Origin of the sequence: Lelliottia sp. 7254-16, from assembly GCF_002922995.1 — a bacterium.
GTDB classification, from domain to species: domain Bacteria; phylum Pseudomonadota; class Gammaproteobacteria; order Enterobacterales; family Enterobacteriaceae; genus Enterobacter; species Enterobacter jeotgali.
In genome coordinates, this window is sequence record NZ_PQVS01000003.1 from 270,114 (window position 1) to 288,113 (window position 18,000).

Annotated in this window: 15 protein-coding genes and 1 riboswitch; of the genes, 4 read left to right on the top strand and 11 right to left on the bottom strand. The window is 58.0% G+C overall.

Annotated features, from left to right (window positions below):
- Positions 1-5: 5 nt before the first annotated feature.
- Positions 6-995, bottom strand: a complete 990-nt coding sequence (gene moaA, locus C3708_RS06160; protein WP_103948766.1) for a GTP 3',8-cyclase MoaA — start codon at positions 993-995, stop codon at positions 6-8.
- Positions 983-1,116: riboswitch (molybdenum cofactor riboswitch) on the bottom strand. It overlaps the preceding gene by 13 nt.
- Positions 1,117-1,343: 227 nt before the next feature.
- Between moaA and yvcK the strand changes: the two genes are divergently transcribed.
- Complete coding sequence (gene yvcK, locus C3708_RS06170; protein ID WP_095281316.1) at positions 1,344-2,252, top strand: uridine diphosphate-N-acetylglucosamine-binding protein YvcK; 909 nt, start codon at positions 1,344-1,346, stop codon at positions 2,250-2,252.
- Between the two features lie 97 nt (positions 2,253-2,349).
- Here the strand turns inward: yvcK and uvrB are convergent, their stop codons facing one another.
- Positions 2,350-4,365 carry an excinuclease ABC subunit UvrB gene (gene uvrB / locus C3708_RS06175; RefSeq protein WP_103946947.1) on the bottom strand — a complete coding sequence of 672 codons (2,016 nt, stop codon included), beginning with the start codon at positions 4,363-4,365 and terminating at the stop codon, positions 2,350-2,352.
- 706 nt (positions 4,366-5,071) lie between these two features.
- Between uvrB and C3708_RS06180 the strand changes: the two genes are divergently transcribed.
- On the top strand, positions 5,072-5,794 hold the full coding sequence (locus C3708_RS06180; RefSeq protein WP_103948767.1) for an ABC transporter ATP-binding protein: 723 nt from the start codon (positions 5,072-5,074) through the stop codon (positions 5,792-5,794).
- Here the strand turns inward: C3708_RS06180 and bioD are convergent.
- From bioD to bioB, 4 genes are read right to left on the bottom strand one after another with little or no spacing between them, the layout of a single operon-like run.
- Complete coding sequence (bioD, locus tag C3708_RS06185; protein WP_103948768.1) at positions 5,757-6,458, bottom strand: dethiobiotin synthase; 702 nt, start codon at positions 6,456-6,458, stop codon at positions 5,757-5,759. The two genes, C3708_RS06180 and bioD, sit on opposite strands and share 38 nt — an antisense overlap.
- A complete protein-coding gene (bioC, locus tag C3708_RS06190) occupies positions 6,451-7,206 on the bottom strand; it encodes a malonyl-ACP O-methyltransferase BioC (RefSeq protein WP_103948769.1) in 756 nt (251 codons plus the stop codon). The genes bioD and bioC overlap by 8 nt, the downstream gene beginning before the upstream one ends.
- A complete protein-coding gene (gene bioF, locus C3708_RS06195) occupies positions 7,190-8,344 on the bottom strand; it encodes an 8-amino-7-oxononanoate synthase (RefSeq protein WP_103948770.1) in 1,155 nt (384 codons plus the stop codon). The genes bioC and bioF overlap by 17 nt, the downstream gene beginning before the upstream one ends.
- On the bottom strand, positions 8,341-9,369 hold the full coding sequence (bioB, locus tag C3708_RS06200) for a biotin synthase BioB (protein ID WP_095281310.1): 1,029 nt from the start codon (positions 9,367-9,369) through the stop codon (positions 8,341-8,343). Before bioB ends, bioF begins: the two co-directional genes overlap by 4 nt.
- Before the next feature lie 193 nt (positions 9,370-9,562).
- Between bioB and bioA the strand changes: the two genes are divergently transcribed.
- Both bioA and C3708_RS06210 read left to right on the top strand, forming a co-directional pair.
- A complete protein-coding gene (gene bioA / locus C3708_RS06205) occupies positions 9,563-10,870 on the top strand; it encodes an adenosylmethionine--8-amino-7-oxononanoate transaminase (RefSeq protein ID WP_103948771.1) in 1,308 nt (435 codons plus the stop codon).
- Between the two features lie 69 nt (positions 10,871-10,939).
- On the top strand, positions 10,940-11,416 hold the full coding sequence (locus C3708_RS06210; RefSeq protein ID WP_103946952.1) for a kinase inhibitor: 477 nt from the start codon (positions 10,940-10,942) through the stop codon (positions 11,414-11,416).
- 185 nt (positions 11,417-11,601) lie between these two features.
- On the opposite strand, the gene hutH is transcribed toward C3708_RS06210, so the two are convergent.
- The 5 genes from hutH to hutI all read right to left on the bottom strand — a co-directional run bounded on the left by hutH (position 11,602) and on the right by hutI (position 17,853).
- On the bottom strand, positions 11,602-13,128 hold the full coding sequence (hutH, locus tag C3708_RS06215; RefSeq protein ID WP_103948772.1) for a histidine ammonia-lyase: 1,527 nt from the start codon (positions 13,126-13,128) through the stop codon (positions 11,602-11,604).
- Positions 13,128-14,813, bottom strand: coding sequence for a urocanate hydratase (gene hutU / locus C3708_RS06220; RefSeq protein WP_103948773.1), 1,686 nt, complete (start codon positions 14,811-14,813; stop codon positions 13,128-13,130). The genes hutH and hutU overlap by 1 nt, the downstream gene beginning before the upstream one ends.
- A 127-nt stretch (positions 14,814-14,940) precedes the next feature.
- A complete protein-coding gene (locus C3708_RS06225) occupies positions 14,941-15,675 on the bottom strand; it encodes a histidine utilization repressor (RefSeq protein WP_103946955.1) in 735 nt (244 codons plus the stop codon).
- A gap of 19 nt (positions 15,676-15,694) precedes the next feature.
- The gene (gene hutG / locus C3708_RS06230) at positions 15,695-16,633 is read right to left on the bottom strand and encodes a formimidoylglutamase (protein ID WP_103948774.1); all 939 of its coding nucleotides are present in this window, start codon (positions 16,631-16,633) and stop codon (positions 15,695-15,697) included.
- Positions 16,630-17,853: an imidazolonepropionase gene (gene hutI / locus C3708_RS06235; RefSeq protein ID WP_103948775.1), complete on the bottom strand. Its 1,224-nt coding sequence runs from the start codon at positions 17,851-17,853 to the stop codon at positions 16,630-16,632. Before hutI ends, hutG begins: the two co-directional genes overlap by 4 nt.
- Between the last annotated feature and the right edge of the window lie 147 nt (positions 17,854-18,000).

Sequence of the window (18,000 nt, forward strand, 5' to 3'; positions counted from 1 at the left end):
GCCGATTACCCGCCGATGTAGGACAGGTTTTGTGTAATCCCGGTGTCGCCCTGATGCAGGAAATGGGTCTGTTTTTTGTGCGTCAGAGCAGCAGAAATGCGCGCTTCAAGGGCATCCTGTTGGGCATCGTCTTCCAGCAAATCGCGAAGATCCACGCCGCCGTCGCCGAACAGGCACAGATGCAGTTTGCCAACAGACGACACGCGCAGACGGTTGCAGGTGGCACAGAAGTCTTTTTCATAGGGCATGATCAGCCCAATTTCCCCTTCGTAATCGGGGTGACAAAATACCTGCGCCGGACCGTCGCTGCGTTGGCGAATCTGATGGATCCAACCACGTTTTAGCAGTTCATCGCGCAGCACCATGCCTGAGATATGGTGACGGCGGAACAGGTTACTGCCCTCGCCGGTCTCCATCAGCTCAATAAAACGCAGTTGAATGCGGCGGGGTTTGACCCACGCGAGGAAAGTATCGAGCTGGTGATGGTTCACATCACGCATCAGAACGGTGTTGACTTTGACTTTGTCGAAACCGGCTTCAAACGCGGCGTCGATGCCCTCCATCACCTGACGAAATTTATCCTGTCCGGTGATGGCGTGAAACTGACGTGCGTCGAGACTGTCGACGCTGACATTGATAGCCGTCAGCCCGGCATCGCGCCACTGAGCGACATCGCGGGATAAGCGATAGCCATTGGTGGTGACGGCGATTTGACGAATGCTGGCGTTTTCGCGCACGGCGGCGATGATGTCGGGAAAATCACGACGCAGCGAGGGTTCCCCGCCCGTGAGACGCACTTTTTCCGTGCCGAGTTCAGAGAAGGCACGTGTAACGCGGCGCACTTCTTCGACGGAGAGGAATCCGTTATTGGTGACGCTGCCCGGTTTGTAGCCGTTCGGCAGGCAGTAGGTGCAACGAAAATTGCACACATCGGTGATCGACAGACGTAAATAGAAAAACTTACGCGCGAAAGCATCAGTGAGTTGAGAAGCCATGTACACCTTTCCAGTACGGGAGGCACAGTCATTTCTTTCTGTACCCTGGTAGCGTTTCCGCTACGGCCAGGGCGCCATATCATCAGACACAGGCGCCAGGGCTAGAGTGTATGTTTTCATATTCGAAAACGTGGATTATGCCGATAGTAGCGCGGAAATGGCACTTTCGCCATTCGCTGATTTCGCTATATAATTATATATATAACGACCAGATCGTGCACTTTCACTACAGAATACGTAAAAATCAAAGTTTCGCATTGATATACGTCATTTTGCGGGGGGGCGGGCATCGTCTTTTAGGGGTAGTTCGGTTACTGTTACGCAGATCGAATAGGATAAGGAATGTGTATGCGCAATCGCACTTTTGCGGATCTTGACCGTGTAGTCGCTCTCGGCGGAGGGCATGGGCTGGGCCGAGTCATGTCGTCGTTATCGTCGCTGGGTTCTAGGCTCACCGGTATCGTCACCACCACCGATAACGGGGGCTCTACAGGTCGTATTCGTCGCTCAGAAGGCGGTATCGCCTGGGGCGACATGCGCAACTGTCTTAACCAGTTAATTACCGAACAAAGCGTCGCTTCAGCCATGTTTGAGTATCGTTTTGGCGGTAATGGCGAACTTTCCGGACATAACCTCGGAAATCTGATGTTAAAGGCTTTAGATCACCTGAGCGTACGCCCGCTTGAGGCGATCAATTTAATCCGCAATCTGCTGAAAGTGGATGCATTCCTGATCCCTATGTCGGAACAACCGGTCGATTTGATGGCGATTGATACGGAAGGCCATGAAGTCTACGGGGAAGTGAATATTGATCAGCTGATTTTGCCGCCGCAGGAGCTAATGACCTACCCTTCCGTTCCCGCCACGCGTGAAGCGGTGGAAGCCATTAGCGAAGCGGATCTCATCCTCATCGGCCCTGGAAGTTTTTACACCAGCCTGATGCCTCTGCTGCTGGTGAAAGAGCTGGCGCAGGCGCTACGCAGGACGCCCGCGCCGATGGTGTATATCGGCAATCTGGGCAAAGAGCTCAGCCCCGCCGCAGCCAGCCTGTCGCTTGCCGATAAACTGAATCTGATGGAGCAGTACGTCGGTAAGAAAATTATCGACGGTGTGGTGGTTGGACCGAAGGTGGATGTTTCAGGGATGGAAGGCCGGGTGGTGGTGCAGGAAGAGCTAGAAGCGAGCGATATTAAATATCGCCACGACCGGCATCTGTTGCGCCTGGCGCTGGAGAAAGCGATTCAGGCGCTGGGGTAAGCTGGCTTCGCCCGGTGGCGCTGCGCTTACCGGGCCTACAAAGTGAGTGTAGCGAGCGTAGGCCGGGTAAGGCGAAGCCGCCACCCGGCAACAACGGCTACGAAGCCGCAATAAACAAATCACGCAGCTTATGCAACTGGTCGCGAAGTTGCGCCGCCTCTTCAAACTCCAGATTCTGCGCATGCTGCATCATCTGCCCTTCCAGCTCGTGGATTTTCTGCTGCAACGCTTTCGGCGTCAGCAGCACTTCAACCGGATCGGCCTCAACCGGATGACGCGCTTTGCCGCGTCCTTTGGTTTTCGCCAGACCCTGACCGAGCGCCAGAATATCCACCACCTTCTTGTTCAGACCCTGTGGCGTAATGCCGTTTTCTTCGTTGTACTGCTGCTGTTTCTCTCGACGGCGCTCCGTTTCGCTAATGGCTTTGGCCATCGATGCCGTGATTTTGTCACCGTACAGAATCGCTTTACCGTTGATGTTACGTGCCGCACGACCAATGGTCTGAATTAACGATCGCTCAGAACGCAGGAAGCCCTCTTTGTCGGCATCCAGAATCGCCACCAACGACACTTCCGGCATGTCGAGGCCTTCTCGCAGCAGGTTGATCCCCACCAGCACGTCAAACTCGCCGAGACGTAAATCGCGGATGATCTCCATACGCTCAACGGTATCAATATCCGAGTGCAGATAGCGCACGCGCTCACCGTGCTCTTCCAGGTATTCGGTTAGATCTTCTGCCATGCGTTTGGTCAGCGTGGTGACCAGAACACGTTCGTTGATGGATGCACGGGCGCGGATTTCCGACAGTAAATCGTCGACCTGAGTGCCAACAGGGCGCACCTCGATAATGGGGTCCAGCAGACCGGTTGGGCGCACCACCTGATCAACCACCTCGTCGCCCGATTTTTCCAGCTCGTAGTTGCCCGGTGTCGCCGACACGTAAATCGTCTGCGGAGCCAGCGCCTCGAACTCTTCAAACTTCATCGGGCGGTTATCGAGCGCCGACGGCAGGCGGAAACCATACTCCACCAGCGTCTCTTTACGCGCACGGTCACCGCGGTACATGCCGCCGATTTGCGGAATGGTGACGTGGGATTCATCCACCACCAGCAGGCCGTCCGCCGGGAGATAATCAAACAACGTTGGTGGCGCTTCGCCAGGACCCCGCCCGGAGAGATAGCGTGAGTAGTTTTCGATTCCCGAGCAATAGCCCAGCTCGTTCATCATCTCCAGATCGAACTGCGTGCGCTGGCTCAGGCGCTGTTCTTCAAGCAGTTTGTTGTTTTCCAGCAGAACTTTACGCCGGTCTGCCAGCTCAACTTTAATCTCTTCCATCGCCTGAATAATACGTTCGCGCGGCGTCACATAGTGAGTTTTTGGATAGATGGTAAAGCGCTGAATCACCGACTCAATGTGACCGGTCAGCGGATCAAACAATGACAGCCGCTCGACCTCTTCATCGAACAGTTCCACGCGCAGGGCCAGATCGTCAGATTCAGCCGGGAAGATATCAATCACTTCACCGCGCACCCGGAAAGTACCGCGCTGGAAGGCCTGATCGTTACGCGCATATTGCAGCTCGGTCAGACGACGCAAGATTGCACGTTGATCGATGATCATCCCGTTGGTCAGATGCAGCATCATCTTGAGGTAGAGATCCGGGTCGCCCAGACCGTAGATCGCGGAAACCGATGCCACTACAATCACGTCCCGGCGCTCCAGCAGCGCCTTGGTTGCCGACAGACGCATCTGCTCAATATGTTCGTTGACCGAGGCATCCTTCTCAATGAAGGTGTCTGAGCTTGGCACATAGGCTTCTGGCTGGTAGTAATCGTAGTAGGAGACGAAATACTCGACGGCGTTTTCCGGGAAAAATTCTTTCATCTCGCCATACAGCTGCGCCGCCAGAGTTTTGTTGGGAGCTAGCACCATCGTCGGGCGCTGCAAATCCGCAATCACGTTGGCGACGGTAAAGGTTTTACCCGAACCGGTCACGCCCAGCAGCGTCTGGTGCGCCAGCCCGTCTTCCAGCCCCTCTTTCAGGCGGCGGATCGCCTCCGGCTGATCGCCAGAGGGACGGAAGGCAGAATTCAATTTGAACAATTTACTCATGGGCGGCAACCTGATGACGGAAAAAACGGCAGGTGAGTAATTTTACTCGCGGCTGGCAAATTTGCCAGTAATAAATACTGGATGTAAAACCAGTAGCGTGCAAGGATATCTGGATTAGCATCCGCTTAATGAGCGCGAAACGGGGTGAAATTTAAGCTGCGACGAGATAAAACACCAGCCGTATGCGGTTATCCCCAGAACATTTCTCATTTTAACATTTGTCAAGCCAGGTAATGATAGTTTTATGGCAGCGCGTGACACTTTCATGACGCTGATTGCTTTTGTCTAACTATTTAATTAATAGAAGATATTTCTTAAAGCCGCGTTTCGCACCAATTCAGGCGCAGGCCGCGTATTCTCTCGCTTGCCTCAAGTTTTCTAACTCTAATGCACATGGTTATCCACAGGAATAGTGGATAACTGCTTCCAGCCCATACAGACCGCCACTCGCCAAATTCCCGGCTTTTCCCAAGGGCATGCCCATAAAAAATATTTATCGCTCTTTTTTGATGATTATCAGACCCACAGCGCATAACGACTGGTGAGATCTTAATCACAATTCAGTCATTCTGTGGCCTGTAGCCGCGCTTAACCTTTGTGAGCGTAATCTTAAAATCGCCGCTTATTTGACCTAACTTCAGTTTATGGCAGGGGTTTTGCACATTCCTGTGACGTCTTGTCCCTCACGCGTTACCAGGAGAGCATTATGTTAAGTCTGCGCGCTGTTAATCAGTTTTACGGAAGCCAACACACGCTGTGGAATGTGGATTTAGATTTGCCGCCGGGGATGTGCACGGGCGTTATTGGGCTGCCGGGCATGGGTAAAACGACGCTGATCAACTGCATCACCGGCCAGCTACCGATAGAAAGTGGCACCATTATCTGGCATGAAACCGGCTCACCGCCGTGCAATTTACACGCAGATGCACCTGAGCAGTGCGCGATGCCGGGCATTGGCTATGTTTCACAGGACAGGCGGATATTCTCGCAGCTGACGGTCGAGGAGAATCTGCATGTTGCGATGCGTGCCAAAGGCACACCGGATGCAGGCGCAAGTGCTGAGATTTACGACCTCTTTCCCCAGCTCTGGCCGCTGCGCCACGCCCGAGCAACGGGCATGTCGCCCGATGAACAATATCAATTGGCGCTGGCCAATGCGCTCATCAATCGCCCTCGCCTGCTGATTCTGGATGAGCCGCTGCACGGCACAGGAAATACCTTTGCCCACAAGTTGGGACAACTGCTGATGCGCCTGAGCCGGGAGCTGGGAATGACGGTGCTGTTAGCAGAACAACAGCTGTCGTTTATCCGCCGGGTGGCGGATCGTTTTTGCGTGCTGTATCGCGGACGTAACGTGGCCCAGGGCCACGTAAACGAACTGGATGAGGCGCTTATCGCGCACTGGATGTCGCGGGATGCAAGGCGCTGAGATCAAGATACTGCCCGGTCTCGGCGTGTTCTGCGCCTTCAGCCAGCCACGGAATTTCCCCGAGAAACGGCGCGGGAAGCACGCGCTGCAACGTAGCGAGATATTCCTGATGACGTTTTCCTGGCGCAACGACGTCGTTGGCAATCCAGCCCGCGAAGCGCAAACCGGCCTGTTGAATCGCCTGTGCGGTGAGCATCGCGTGATTGATGCAGCCCAGTTTGACGCCGACCACGAGGATCACCGGCAGCTGTTCGTCCTGCACCCAATCGGCGAACGTTTGATTATCTGAGAGCGGCGTAAACCAGCCGCCCGCCCCTTCAACCAGCACCCATTCCGCCTGCTGCTCCAGCGCCTTCAAGCCCGCAGAGAGCACCGGGAATTCAATTGGGCGCTGCTCGTCGGCGCTGATGATGTGGGGCGACGTCGGTTCCGCAAAGGTGTACGGATTCACCTCCTCGTAAGCCAGCGGAAGTGAGCTGTTGCATTGCAACGCCAGCGCGTCGGAATTGCGCAAGCCTTCCGCCGTCATCTCGCTGCCCGACGCGACAGGTTTGTATCCGGCAGTCATAAAACCCTGCATACGTGCGGCCTGCAACAGCGCCGAGCTGGCGACGGTTTTACCCACTTCGGTATCCGTTCCGGTGACAAAATAACGTTCACTCACGTTCGATAATCCCATGAAATAATTGATAAGAGAGCGGAAATTCACCCCGCTCGCGCGGCCACGTCAGTTCGAGTCGGTTAAGTTCGCCGCGCGTCAGCGGTTTGCGTGCCCGTCCGCTGTGCAGATGGGTGGCGCCAATTCCTTTCAGCGAGCGCATGGCGCTCAGCGCATCCGTGAATCCGAGCGTCACAATCTGCGTGGTGGCTCGAAAACGCCATCCTGCCATCGCACTTTCTACCTCGTTCTGCGATAAAAAACGGTTGGCGTGCGGCTGTTCATCCACCGCGCGCCACGCCTGATTCAGCTCCGGCAGTGAGTTATCCAGCAGCGTGGTAAACGCAACGATTCCTCCCGGTCGCGTCACCCGATACAGCTCGCGTAGCGCCTGCGGCAAACTGGCGCACCACTGCACCGCCAGATGGCTCCAGACCAGATCAAACTGCGCGTCAGGTAACGGAATCGCTTCGATATCCGCCACCAGATAATCATCCGCCGCCTGCTGATAGCGTGCCTGCTCCAGCATTTGCGCCGAGAGATCGAGCGCCGTCACGTGGCTGCCCGTCTCGCGCCAGGCGCGGCTGTTCGCACCGGGACCACAGCCCGCATCCAGTACGGCATTGAACCTCCCTGCGTCGAGAAAGGCTTTCAGCCCGTGAGCGCTGCGGCGCTGCAATTCATCATGTTGAGAGTAGCTCTGCGCCGCCCGCCCAAAGGCCGTGGCAATGGCCTGCTTATTCACCTGCGTCATGCAGCGCCTCCAGCAAATCATCGATATCCTGCGCGTGATGCGCGGCGGTCAAGGTTAGACGCAGACGCGCTGTACCCGCTGGAACCGTCGGCGGACGGATCGCCGTCACCCACATCCCCCGCTCGCGAAGCTGCTGCGCCAGCCGTAATGTGCGGCTGTTTTCACCGACAATCAGCGGCTGAATGGCGCTTTGCGATTGCGTCATCTGCCACGGCAGTTCGCCAACGCCAGCCCGGAAGCGCTGAATATGCGCCGCCAGAATTTGCCGACGCTGTTCACCCTCGTCGCTCCGAATCACGTTTAGCGCTTCCTGCAGCGCCACCGCCTGCGCAGGCGGCATACTGGTGCTGTAGATCAGATGGCGGGCAAATTGCAGCAAATAATCGGCCACCGAGTCACTGCACAGCACCGCCGCACCGCTGATGCCAAACCCTTTGCCAAAGGTCACAACTAGCAGCTCCGGTTTCACATCCTGGCTGGCGGCACTCCCGCGCCCTGCTTCGCCGAGCACGCCAATGCCGTGGGCATCATCCACCAGCAGCCAGGCATCGTGCCGCCGGGCGGCGGCGTGCAATTCACCCAGCGGTGCGCTGTCGCCGTCCATGCTGAACACCCCTTCGGTCACCACCAGCTGTTGCCCTTCGCAGGGTTTCTCCAGCAGCGCATCGAGCTGTTTCACGTCGTTGTGGGTAAACCGACGCAGCTGCGCCGGGCTGAGACTGGAGGCTTCCAGCAGCGAAGCGTGGCTCAGACGGTCGGCGACAATCCGATCCTCTTTACCCACCAGCGCGGCGATCAGTGCCTGATTAGCAGCAAAACCGGAGATAAACAGCAGCGCGCGCGAATAGCCGAGCCAGTCGGCAAGCTGCTCTTCCAGCGCCTGATGCGCGGTGGTGTAGCCCGTGACATGCCCCGATCCACCGCTTCCCACGCCATACCTATCTGCCCCCTGCTGCCAGGCGCGGACAATCGTCGGGTGCTGGCTTAAGCCCAGATAATCATTGCTGGAGAAATTGCAGAACTGGCGCTGGTCGCGAAGCAGAAAGCGCCCGCCGCCCTTGACGGCTGAGCGCGTGCGAAACGCGTCCGCCGCCCGGCGTTCGTCAAGGGCGGCATCGATACGATGTTGCCAGGTCATACGGTCGCGGCGTTGTAATACTGTTCGGTGTCGGCGTTGAAAAGCTGCTGTTCCAGCTCGTTATCGCCCGTCAGCACTTCGGTCTGATGCGGATTCAGCCCTAGCTTGCGGAACAGCTGAACGTCTTTGTCCTCTTCCGGGTTCGGCGTGGTCAGCAGTTTGCAGCCGTAGAAAATCGAGTTGGCGCCCGCCATAAAGCACATCGCCTGAGTCTGTTCATTCATCTGCTCGCGGCCTGCGGAAAGGCGCACGAACGAGGTTGGCATCATGATGCGCGCCACGGCGATAGTGCGGATAAAATCAAAGGCATCCACATCGTCGTTATCCGCCATCGGTGTACCTTTGACCTTGACCAGCATGTTGATCGGCACGCTTTCCGGCGGCGTCGGCAGATTCGCCAGCTGGAGCAGCAGGCCCGCGCGATCTTTCACCGTTTCGCCTAAGCCGACGATCCCCCCGGAGCAGACCTTAATCCCGGCATCTCGTACCTTGCCGAGGGTGTCCAGACGCTCCTGATAGGTACGGGTGGTGATGATGTTGCCGTAGAATTCCGGCGAGGTGTCGAGGTTGTGGTTGTAGTAGTCCAGCCCCGCCGCCGACAGGCGCTGCGCCTGGGTTTCGTTCAGTGTGCCGAGCGTCATACAGGCTTCAAGGCCCATCGCTTTCACGCCTTGCACCATCTGCTCGAGATACGGCATATCGCGGTCGTGCGGGTTTTTCCACGCTGCCCCCATGCAGAATCGGGTCGAACCGGCATTTTTCGCTTTACGCGCCGAGTCGAGAACCTGCTCAACTTCCATCAGACGCTCGGCTTCAAGCCCGGTTTTATAGCGCGCACTTTGCGGGCAATATTTGCAGTCTTCCGGGCAGGCACCGGTTTTGATCGACAGCAGCGTGCTGACCTGCACATGACGCGGATCGAAGTGCTGGCGGTGGATTTGCTGGGCTTCGAACATCAGTTCGAGGAAAGGTTTGTTAAATAATTCGGTGACTTGCGACATTGTCCAGCGCGGGTGATTAGCCATCGGGCTTCTCCAAAAGTTACACTTCATATTTCGCGCGGCCTCTTTGTTGGCTGCGCTTGCTCACTCCGGTCACATAGTTATCTATGCTCCCGGGGATTCGCTCGCTTGCCGCCGCGATGCCACACGAAATATTTCGTGTACTGTTAATTAACTGTGGGTTCGGTTTATACTCGTAAACCTAAAACTTTTCAAAATGGTTTACAAGTCGATTATGACCCAGGACGATCTCGCCTTCGACAAGCAGCATATCTGGCACCCCTACACCTCCATGACCCAGCCGTTACCCGTCTATCCGGTCGCCTCAGCGCGCGGGTGCGAACTGCATCTCGCCACCGGCGAAACGCTGGTCGACGGGATGTCCTCCTGGTGGGCGACCATCCACGGATACAACCATCCGCGCCTGAATGCGGCGATGAAAACGCAAATTGACCAGATGCCCCACGTGATGTTTGGCGGGATCACCCATCAGCCAGCGATTGACCTTTGCCGTCGTCTGGTGTCCATGACTCCGGCATCGCTGGAATGCGTTTTCCTCGCCGATTCGGGTTCGGTGGCGGTGGAAGTGGCGATGAAAATGGCGCTGCAGTACTGGCAGGCGAAAGGCGATCCGCGCCAGCGTTTCCTGACCTTCCGCAACGGCTATCACGGCGACACCTTTGGCGCGATGTCGGTCTGCGATCCGGATAACTCCATGCACAGCCTGTGGCAGGGCTATCTGCCGGAAAACCTGTTTGCTCCGGCCCCGCAGAGCCGTTTTGGCGGCGAGTGGAACGAGATGGATATGGTCGGCTTTGCCCGTCTGATGGCGGCCCATCGCCACGAGATCGCCGCTGTGATTCTGGAGCCAGTGGTCCAGGGCGCAGGCGGGATGCGCATGTACCACCCGGAATGGTTAAAACGTATTCGCAAGATGTGCGACCGCGAAGGCATCTTGCTCATCGCCGACGAAATCGCCACCGGGTTTGGTCGCACCGGTAAGCTGTTTGCCTGCGAACACGCGGACATTGCACCGGATATTTTGTGCCTCGGTAAAGCCCTGACGGGCGGCACCATGACGCTTTCCGCTACGCTGACCACGCGTCACGTCGCGGACACCATCAGCGACGGCGAAGCGGGTTGCTTTATGCACGGCCCGACGTTTATGGGTAATCCCCTGGCCTGCGCGGTCGCCAGCGAAAGTCTGGCCATTCTGGAAAGTGGCGAATGGCGGGCGCAGGTGGCGGCTATCGAATCACAACTCACGCACGAACTGGCAGGCGCGGCGGATTCTGAATTTGTCGCCGATGTGCGGGTGCTGGGGGCGATTGGCGTGGTCGAAACGACACATCCTGTCAACATGGCGGTGTTACAACGGTTCTTCGTCGAGCGCGGCGTGTGGGTGCGTCCGTTCGGCAAACTGATCTACCTGATGCCACCGTACATCATTACGCCTGCGCAGTTGCAGAAACTGACGGACGCGGTGATCGAAGCCGTTAACATTCCCGCACATTTTGCGATTTAACCCAACGCGTTAGCCTCGGTATGCTGTGGATGGTTTACACTTTTTGCACGGCTACCGAGGAGAAATCGCATGAAGATTATCAGTCAGGATCTGCGCGACGGCGAAAAATTGCCCGAACGCCACGTGTTCAATGGCATGGGTTATCAGGGCGATAATATTTCGCCGCACCTGGCCTGGGACGAGGTTCCGCCCGGAACCAAGAGTTTTGTCGTGACCTGCTACGACCCGGACGCGCCGACCGGTTCCGGCTGGTGGCACTGGATTGTCGCCAATCTCCCCGCCGACACGCGCGTGCTGCCGCAGGGTTCCGGCTCAGATTTGGTGGCCTTACCTGATGGGGCAGTTCAGACCCGCACCGATTTTGGTAAAGCGGGATACGGCGGCGCGGCACCACCGAAAGGCGAAACGCACCGGTATATTTTCACCGTGCATGCGCTGGACGTTGAGAAGATTGACGTAGATGAAGGCGCGAGCGGCGCGATGGTGGGCTTTAACGTGCATTTTCATACGCTGGGAAGTGCGTCGATTACGGCGATGTATATCTGATCGAGCGGGCTGGGCCCCTCACCCTAACCCTCTCCCCACGGGAGAGGGAAATGTACGGTGCGGTTTTCTCCCTCTCCCGTGGGAGAAGGAATTGTTCGGTGCGGTTTTCTCCCTCTCCCGTGGGAGAGGGAAATGCACGGTGCGGTTTTCTCCCTCTCCCGTGGGAGAGGGCCGGGGTGAGGGCATCAGACCGCACACACCGCTGGTAACAACCCCACCAGACTCCCCGCGTTTAACAGTTCCATCGCCTTATCAATATCCGGCGCAAAGAAACGGTCGTCGTCGTAGTGCGTGACATGCTCGCGCAAATTCTGCCGCGCCTGCTCCAGCAGCGGACTGGATTTTAGACCTTCGCGCAGATCGATTCCCTGCACTGCTGCCAGCCACTCGACCGCAATTACGCCGCGCGTGTTGTACGCCATCTCCCACAGACGACGCCCGGCGGCAGGCGCCATCGACACATGGTCTTCCTGATTGGCGGACGTCGGCAGGCTGTCGACGCTGTGCGGATGCGACAGCGCTTTGTTTTCGCTCGCCAGTGCCGCAGCGGTGACCTGGGCAATCATAAACCCGGAGTTGACCCCGCCGTTGCGCACCAGGAACGGCGGCAGCTGCGACATGTGTTTATCCATCATCAGCGCGATACGACGCTCGGACAACGCGCCAATTTCGGCAATCGCCAATGCCAGATTATCGGCGGCCATCGCCACCGGCTCGGCGTGGAAATTCCCGCCTGACACCACTTCGTTTTGCTCGGCAAAGACCAGCGGATTGTCAGAAACGGCGTTGGCTTCCACCAGCAGCACCTCGGCGGCCTGCCGGATTTGCGTCAGACACGCGCCCATCACCTGCGGCTGACAGCGCAGGGAGTACGGGTCCTGCACCTTATCGCAGTTATGATGTGAATCAGCAATTGCACTGGTATCAGTCAGCAGATGACGGTACATCGCCGCCGCGTCAATTTGCCCGCGCTGACCGCGAACCTCATGAATACGCGCGTCAAACGGACGGCGCGAGCCGAGTACCGCTTCGGTGGTCAGCGCGCCGCACACCACCGCCGAGGCAAACAGATCTTCGGCTTCGAACAGACCGCGCAACGCAAACGCCGTGGATGCCTGAGTGCCGTTCAGCAGCGCCAGCCCCTCTTTCGCGGCGAGCGTAATCGGCTCTAATCCGGCTTTTTGCAGCGCCTCTTTGGCTGGCAGCCATTGCCCCTGCCAGCGCGCTTTGCCCTCGCCCAACAGCAGAAGCGACATGTGCGCCAGCGGTGCCAAATCCCCCGATGCGCCGACGGAGCCTTTGGCCGGGATCCACGGATAGACCTGGGCGTTAACCAGGGCGATCAGCGCCTGAATCACGCTCAGGCGGATGCCAGAGAAACCGCGCGCCAGGCTATTAATTTTCAGCACCATCATCAGGCGCACGATCTCGTCATCCAGCGGTTCGCCCACGCCCGCCGCGTGAGACAGCACCAGCGAGCGCTGCAAGTTTTCCAGATCGTGGGTAGCGATACGGGTCTGGGCCAGCAGGCCGAAACCGGTGTTGATCCCATAGGCCGTGCGGTCTTCAGCGACAATGGCCTCGACGCAGGCGACGCTATCGTTGATCGCCTGATGCGCTTCTTCATCAAGCGTTAGCGTCACCGGCTGACGCCAGGCGCTGCGCAGATGAGCAAAGGTCAGCGCGCCGGGAGTAATAGTCAAAGCATTCATCAGTGTTTTCCTTGTGTGGCGGCGACCATCGGCAGGTTCAGTCCCTGCTCTTTCGCACAGTCGATTGCAATGTCATAGCCTGCATCAGCGTGGCGCATCACGCCGGTAGCCGGGTCGTTGTGCAGTACGCGGGCAATACGCGCGGCGGCTTCGTCGGTGCCATCGCAGACAATCACCATCCCCGCATGCTGCGAGAAGCCCATCCCCACGCCGCCGCCGTGGTGCAGTGACACCCAGGTCGCGCCGCTGGCGGTATTCAGTAAAGCGTTGAGTAACGGCCAGTCGGACACGGCGTCGGAGCCGTCCTGCATGGCCTCAGTTTCACGGTTCGGGCTGGCGACGGACCCGGAATCTAAGTGGTCGCGGCCAATGACAATCGGTGCGGAAACTTCCCCGCTGCGCACCATCTCGTTGAACGCCAGGCCGAGTTTTTGTCGCCACTCGAGGCCCACCCAGCAGATACGCGCAGGCAGCCCCTGGAAATTGATACGCTCGCGAGCCATATCCAGCCAGTGGTGCAGATGGGCGTCATCGGCGACGATCTCTTTCACTTTGGCATCGGTTTTGTAGATATCTTGCGGGTCGCCGGAGAGCGCCACCCAGCGGAACGGACCGATACCACGGCAGAACAGCGGACGGATATAGGCCGGGACAAAACCGGGGAAGTCGAAGGCGTTTTCCACGCCCATCTCTTTCGCCATCTGGCGAATGTTGTTCCCGTAATCGAAGGTCGGTACGCCCATCTTGCTGAACGCCAGCATTGCCGATACATGCTCCGCCATTGAGCGTTTGGCGGCCAGCACCGTCCCTTCCGGGTCGCTTTGGGATTTTTGCTGATACTCTTCCCACGTCCAGCCTTTCGGCAGATAGCCGTGGAGCGGATCGTGAGCGCTGGTCTGATCGGTCACCAGATCCGGGCGAACGCCGCGCGCCACCAGTTCCGGGACGATATCTGCCGCGTTGCCGCACAGGGCAATCGACATGGTTTTGCCTTCGGTGGTGTATTTCTGAATACGCGCCAGGGCGTCGTCGAGATTGTCGGCCTGTTCATCGACATAGCGGGTGCGCAGGCGGAAATCAATGCGGCTCTGCTGGCATTCGATGTTGAGGGAACACGCGCCCGCCAGCGTTGCCGCCAGCGGTTGTGCGCCGCCCATCCCGCCGAGCCCGGCGGTCAATACCCAGCGCCCTTTCAGGGAGCCGTTGTAATGCTGGCGTCCAGCTTCGACGAAGGTTTCGTAGGTGCCCTGCACGATGCCCTGGCTGCCAATGTAGATCCAGCTGCCCGCGGTCATCTGGCCGTACATCGCCAGCCCTTTGGCGTCCAGCTCGTTGAAGTGTTCCCAGGTGGCCCAGTGCGGGACGAGGTTCGAGTTGGCAATCAACACGCGCGGCGCATTCTTGTGGGTTTTGAACACCCCGACCGGTTTGCCGGATTGCACCAGCAGGGTTTCATCGATTTCGAGATTAGTGAGCGCTTCCACAATGGCGTCGTAGCATTCCCAGTTACGCGCTGCGCGGCCAATACCGCCGTACACCACCAGCTCGTGCGGGTTTTCGGCAACCTCAGGATCAAGGTTGTTCATCAACATGCGCAGCGGCGCTTCGGTGAGCCAGCTTTTGGCGGTGAGCGTGGTGCCGCGCGGAGCGCGGACATCCTGCTGGCGGTATTTACCTGACGACATTGTGTGGTCCTCATACGGGATGAAAGATACAAACAGATATACTTGTATAGACAACCCCGCACAAGGTCGGATTTAACAATAAAGATACAATTTTGTTATATTGTGTTAGCTATCACGCTTTGAAAACCTATGACATAAAGTGGCCTTGCAGCCGGTAGCGCGAACCGGGAAATAACAGCCTGGCGTGCGACACGATCTGCCCGGAAGACCAGGTGCGACGGCGGATCAGCAGGCACGGGTCGTGCTCTTTAATGCGCAGCAATTCGCACTCCTGCGGCGTGGCACGTACCGCTTCCACGATGTGTTCCCCCTCCGTCAGCGGCGCGACCTGCGACAGCCAGGCGTGAGGCGTGGTCTGGGTGTAATCCTGCTGGAGATAGTCGGGCACCCGGTCGGCGTTGACGCAGCGATCCTCAATTTGCACCGGGATGTCGTTCTCAAAATGCACCATCACCGAATGGAAAATCCGCGCTCCCTCTTTGACATTCAGCTCGACCGCCTGCTCGGCGCTGGCCTGGGTCTCCTCCAGGATTAACACTTCACAGTGATGCTGATGATTACGCGAGGCAATCTCATCGGCGATGCTGCGGATTTCAAACAGCGCCGACTGCCCTTTCGGCTCGGCCACAAAGGTCCCGACGCCCTGCAAGCGCACCAGCAGACCTTCGTCGGTGAGTTCGCGCAATGCGCGGTTAATGGTCATGCGGCTAAAGCCAAACTGCGCCACCAGCTCGGCCTCGGAGGGAATGCGGTCGTGCGGCTGCCAGACGCCGGTGGCGATTTTTTCGCTGATGGCCTGTTTCACCTTCTCATAGAAGGGGGCAGGCGTACCGGGCGGTTGATTCGGTGAGCGTGAAAACATCGTGATTCCTTAATAAGAGTTATGCCCACCAGTGAGCAATTTGCCACGCCAGACGCGCGGCAAGCCGTGCGCCCTGTCCGTCGCGGTCGTAGGTCGGGTTAAATTCGACTAAATCGACCGCCTGGAGTTTTCCGCTGCGACAGATTTCACCGATCACCGGGAGTAAATCCAGCGCCGGAACACCGAGCGCCGCCGGGGCTGAAACGGCAGGCATTTCCCCGGCGGGCAGGACATCCAGATCGATAGTCAGATAGACGCGTTCGGCTTGCGCCAGCACCTTTTCCAGCGTGGGTAACGCCGCACGGCGAAAATCGAGATCTTCCACCAGAGTGACGTTCAGACGGTCTGCTTCGTCCCACAGCGCCTGAGTATTTGCCGCCCGGCTGACGCCAAAGCAGGCGTACTGAAACTCGCGCTGTTGTGCTTCGCAGTACTGCGCCAGCTGGCGGAACGGTGTGCCTGACGTAGCGTGTTCAGCTTCACGTAGATCGAGATGGGCATCGAGATTAATAATCACAACGCGCTCCTGCGCAAACGCATCCAGTACCCCACGACCGTGCGCCCAGGCCGTTTCGTGCCCGCCGCCGAACACCAGCGTGCGCATCCCCGACTGCTGGCAGGTTTGCACCGCGTCACTTAGCGCACGCTGGGCAGCTTCAAGTTCATCGTCTTCAACGGTGATGGTGCCCATGTCGGTAATGCGCGCGTGCCCTTCCTGGCTTGCCATGTTCGCCAGCGCTTTACGCAGTACATCCGGGGCTTGTAGCGCTCCGGGCCTGCCGTGGTTGCGTTTCACACCGGCATCGCATTCGAATCCTAATAGCGCAATGCCTGAGTTTTTGGGCGCAAAACAGTCGGTATGCGCGATAGTCTGGAAGAGGCGCAGCGCGTTACTGGCCTCAGCGCTATCGTCGCGCCCCTGCCAGATGTGAGGCGAAGTGGGTCGCCACAGTTTCATGATACTTTCCCTCTAAACACGCGTTGATACAGCGGATTACGCCCCGGTTCGTAGACCATCTCCACCGGACGTTCGGCGTCCCAGACGATAAAATCAGCGACATATCCGGCCTTAAGCTGGCCGTGGGTAGCACCGCGCCCCAGCGCCTGTGCGGCGTGGCGGGTAACGCCCGCCCACGCCTCTTCCGGCGTAAGGCCAAACTGCACGCAGGCCATGTTCATCGCCAGATGCAGGCTGGCAAACGGGCTGGTGCCAGGGTTGTAATCCGTGGCGACGGCCATCGGTACGCCTTGTTTTCGCAGTTGTTCAACCGGCGGGCGCTGGCGTTCCTGTAAGAAGTAGTACGCGCCTGGCAGCAACACCGCCACCGTGCCGCTATGCGCCATCGCGCTTACGCCCGCGTCATCAAGATACTCAATATGATCGGCAGACCAGCCGTGATAGCGGCTGACTAACGCCGCGCCGCCCAGGTTAGACAGTTGCTCGACGTGGCCTTTAACGGGAATACCCAGCGCAGTGGCAGCCTGGAATACCCGCTCGGTTTGCGACGGCGTGAAGCCGACGTTTTCGCAAAACACGTCTACGGCTTCAAACAGGCCTTCACGCCAGAGAGCGGGCATGATCTGCTCGCACACCAGCGAAATGTACGCATCCGGATCCTGACGATATTCTTTCGGCACCGCATGGGCGGCGAGCAGCGTCGGGCTGATCTCCACCGGATGGTTTTGAGCAAGGGTTTGCGCCACGCGCAGCATTTTCTCTTCGCTCTGCGCGTTAAGTCCGTAACCCGATTTGATTTCAAGCGTGGTGACACCTTCTTGCATCAAACGGTGCAGGCGCTGTTCCGCTCGTTTCAGCAGCGTTTGCGTGTCACTTTCTCGCGTGGCGGAGACAGTGGAATTGATCCCCCCGCCCTGAGCGCTGATCGTTTGATATGAGACACCGTTGAGGCGTTGCTCCCACTCCCCGGCGCGGTCGCCGCCAAACACCAGATGGGTGTGGCAATCGATCAGACCAGGCGTAACCAGACGCCCGTCGAGATCAACCTGATGAGCGTGCGTTTTCGGCAGTTCCGAGTCAGGAACGACGGCGACAATCGTCTCGCCGCGCACAATCAGCGCCACCTTTTCACGCAGCCCGTAAGGTGCTGGCTCCTCAGGATTCAGGGTCGCCAGCCGTGCGTTACGCCAAAGGACATCGTCGGGATGAAGCTGCTGCATAGGAGTTCCGCTTGTCATGGGTTGTATAGACATTTATTTTCATTCGTTTGCCGGTGTCAACCCGCTTTACGGAAATTGTTATTTTTTTGTGACGACTTCCCCGCCGGATGCGGGTGAAATATGCAACTTTTTCGCTTTTCATCTTCC